The following is a 3,863-nucleotide window of genomic DNA, read 5'->3' on the forward strand; positions in this document are numbered from 1 at the left end:
TGCAGGTGTTGGGGTGGCCGTCTTTTATTTGTTTTTCCCAGTGAGCGATGGCAGCTTTGTCTTCTTGCTGCCAGTCGTCGCCTTTGTCGCAGCCCTACTCACAGCGATTGCGATTTACCTATTCTCGTATAATCGCAAGACAGGGCTTGAGCCTGTTCGCCTAGTATTAACCGGAGTCGGATTTTCGATGGCTTTATCAGGTGTGATGATCTTGCTCATTTCATCGGTTGATCCATTTAAAGTTGATTTTATTGCGAGATGGCTTGCTGGAAACGTATGGGGTGCCGATTGGCCGTTTCTTTGGGCGATTCTTCCTTGGCTGGGTGTGTTAATCCCGTTTACTTTATATAAGGCAAACCGGCTGAACATCATGGGGCTTGGCGAATCTGCTGCCATTGGTGTTGGTATTCGATTGGAGCGTGAACGCTTTGTGCTACTTTTAACGGCTGTCGCGCTGGCCTCCTCAGCAGTTTCGGTTACGGGGGGGATTGCGTTCATCGGTCTAATGGCTCCGCATATCGCAAAAGCCCTCGTTGGACCTCGCAATCAGCTCTTTATTCCTGTGGCCGTCCTGCTTGGCGGATGGCTATTAATACTAGCCGATACGGTCGGACGAAACTTAGTCGAACCTAATGGGATTCCAACAGGGATTATGGTTGCCTTAATTGGTGCGCCTTACTTTATGTATTTATTAATGAAGAAATAAAGCAAACAGCCCCCTTGATTTAGTTCAAGGAGGGCTTCCTATTATTGAGGAATAAGCTCGCGGTATTCTTTTAAAAGGTGATCCCGTGCTTCATTCGCACGCTTTTTCAGGCTTTCTAAGTCTACATTGAGCAGTTTGCCATCTTTTTTGACAGCCTTACCTGCTACATAAACGGAATCAACATTGGCTGGGCTTGTACATTGAACCACTGTACCAATAGGGTCATTGACTGGGAAGATGTTCAAATCGGACGTGCGGACCATGATGAGATCAGCTTGTTTTCCTGGTGTTAATGTACCTACTTTATCTTCTAACATCAGAGCCCGAGCCCCCTCTATTGTCGCAAACTCTAGCACATCCCGAGCTAAGAGGTGGAGGGCTGGTCCAGGCATAACCCCTTTAGCAAGTTGCTGTTGATTGACTCTGGCCCGCTCCGCTTGAAGCGCAAATTTCATTTGGGCAAATAGATCTCCACCTGTAGAGGTGACCACATCCACACCAAGTGCCGGCCTCACSCCATTTTCAATCGTCAACCCTACTGCTGGGTAGCCATGGCCCATCATCATCTCCACTTCAGGAGTGACCGAGATACTGCCGCCTTTTTCTGCTAATAGCCTCATTTCTTCAGGACTCACTGCATTAGCATGAACGAAATTTAAGTCACTGCCTAATAAATCGGCCTCGTTTAACTTTTCAATCGAACGAGCAGTGGAGCCCCATGTCCCAAATCCAAGGTGCATGCTACAAACCGCATCCAATTCACGGGCTAATTTGATTTCCTTCACGCTTGTTTCCCACGAGCTAAATTCTGGTCCTCTGATTGCTAAACCCATCGTTAATAATTGATCATGGGAAGAGAAATGTCTCTCCTTGATCCTACGAGCATCCTCGGCATTATCGATCGTGCTATCTGCATTCCAATACTCGGTATCACCAGGACAACCATGAGCAAAGACCGCTCGAATTCCAGCATCATCCAAGCCTCTAATCATCTCTTCTGTATGATCAGGTGAGATAATCATCGACCAATCGAGCATCGTTGTGACCCCTGCATCTAAGGCTTCAAGTGCGCCTACCAAATTAGCAATATAATCATCTTGTGGACGGCGTAAGGATCCATATCCCCCATAATAGATTTTACTAAGATAGGTTTGTAATGACCAATCTGCCCCAACATTGCGAATAATCGACTCCCATGTATGTCTGTGCGAATCAACCAACCCTGGCWTCACAATCATACCTGCTGCATCAATGACTTCACAATCCTCTGCCTCTATAGTAGGCTTCACATCAATAATAGTGGATCCTTCGATCAGAATATCCGCTTTTTCAAAATTTCCGAGCTTCTTATCTAAAGTGAGAACGGTACCACCTTTAAAGAGTTTCCTCATATCCATCACCCCTTCTATAGATCCTAACCTTATTCAATACCTTCTTCCATTCCTATCCAAACATGAATATGGTATTAATGTGTTTAAATGAGACATCTCACCATAGCGATCATGTATGAGAAATAGCCCCCTCATGCAATCAGCTTTATGTTCAAGGGGATGTCATCCATCGGCTAAAACAGTCTTGTGCAAATAAAATAGGCTTGCCTGAAAAATTTCAGGCAAGCCTTCTATGAGCTTCTTAAACTTACTAGATACTATTAGACGAGCAGTGGGATAATCAACCCTGCTAAGAGAAGAATGAGTGCTCCACCAAGTCTTGAAGCTATTTGTGCAAAAGGCATTAATTGCATTCGTTTAGCTGCAGAGAGGACTGCGACATCCCCGGTTCCGCCCATATTTGCCATACAAAGACCTGCTGATATCGCTGACTCGATCGGATAAAATCCAACTAAACGTCCAAGTAATGCTGCACCTAAAACAGCTCCGAATACAACCCCAGCAACCAATAAGATGTACTGTAAGCTTAATGCGGCTAAGACCGAATCGAGATCCGTAAATGCGACACCGATTCCAAATAACAAAGCAAGTGTCCATGTTTTTGCGACAAATTGATACCATTGGCTTGCTCCTTCTACTACCGCTTCAGGAATAAGATCTAGTATTTTCACTAATGCGACTAAAATGATCATCAATGCATAAGGGTGAAGCGGTATAAACGCTCCTAGAAGATGTCCACAAGCAAAAAATAATAGAGCAGCTAGGAGACCGATTCCCATTTTCGAGATATCAAAGCTTGATTTTTTTTCCTCGATTTTAAAGCCTGGAATCAACTGGCCATTCCCAGATAAGGACGGAACTTTATTTCCAAGTGAGTTTAATAAGCTTGCAAAAATAATCGCGAATACATTTCCTAGCGCTAATGCCGGTACAAGGATTGAAATATAATAGCTCGGGGGATTTCCTAAAAACTCCGAATAAACTTGCGCCATCGGAATCGCACCAGCCCCCATACCTCCTCCTAAGATCGGCAGAGCAATGACTAAGACTGCATCTTGAACGGAAAAGCCAATGAGAAATCCTACGATACCGGCAATCAACATCGCACCGATCACTGCACCGAAAATCGGCACAAAGTAACGTACACCAATCTTCATTAATACTTTTGAATTCATTCCTAGAATACTACCTGTGATTAAGGCAGCAATATAGAAATCAAGAAATCCACCGGTTGTCATAAACTCGTCTACACCAGTTATGACACTCTCAGGCAATAAGCCCGCATACACAATGWAAGCTGAGCCGAAAATAGCAACAATCGCTCCTCCGCCTAAGTAAGACTTAATAATCGGTAGACGATCACCCAGCCACCCAAGCGCTTCCCCTAAGACGACCATCACCAGCAGACTGCCAATCATGCCAGCTGGTAGATTTCCTGTATAGACCGTTACCAGTGTAATAGCTAAAAAGATTCCAAACCAAAACAGGGGCAGCCCCATAACCGTCGTTTGAGCTTTTCTTTTATTCTCATACACTTTCAGTTCGTTGGTCGACAATTCCCTTGATTGAAGGTTCTTAGCTGATTCTCCCATCTCCTAAACTCCTCTCTACCTGCTCACCTTTTAGCTAGTTTGCATAACCTTTTTCTTCGTTTTAAGTGCTTCATCTTTTACCGCTCTTGCAACCACTTTTGCCACTTCTTGATTGAGTGCATGCGGGATCACATAATCTGCAGCGAGCTCTCTTTCTGGAATGACTTTAGCAAT

Annotated in this window: 3 protein-coding genes; 1 reads left to right on the forward strand and 2 read right to left on the reverse strand. The window is 44.6% G+C overall.

Annotation, left to right across the window (positions count from 1 at the left end):
- Window positions 1-706: iron ABC transporter permease (locus tag AB685_RS27910; RefSeq protein WP_047973864.1), on the forward strand; the 706-nt coding region annotated here is incomplete at its 5' end.
- A gap of 41 nt (window positions 707-747) precedes the next feature.
- On the opposite strand, the gene AB685_RS27915 is transcribed toward AB685_RS27910, so the two are convergent.
- Window positions 748-2,097, reverse strand: a complete 1,350-nt coding sequence (locus AB685_RS27915) for an amidohydrolase family protein (protein ID WP_047973865.1) — start codon at window positions 2,095-2,097, stop codon at window positions 748-750.
- Between the two features lie 260 nt (window positions 2,098-2,357).
- Window positions 2,358-3,689: a 2-hydroxycarboxylate transporter family protein gene (locus tag AB685_RS27920; RefSeq protein WP_047973866.1), complete on the reverse strand. Its 1,332-nt coding sequence runs from the start codon at window positions 3,687-3,689 to the stop codon at window positions 2,358-2,360.
- Window positions 3,690-3,863: the final 174 nt, after the last annotated feature.

The sequence above is a fragment of the Bacillus sp. LL01 genome, assembly GCF_001037965.1.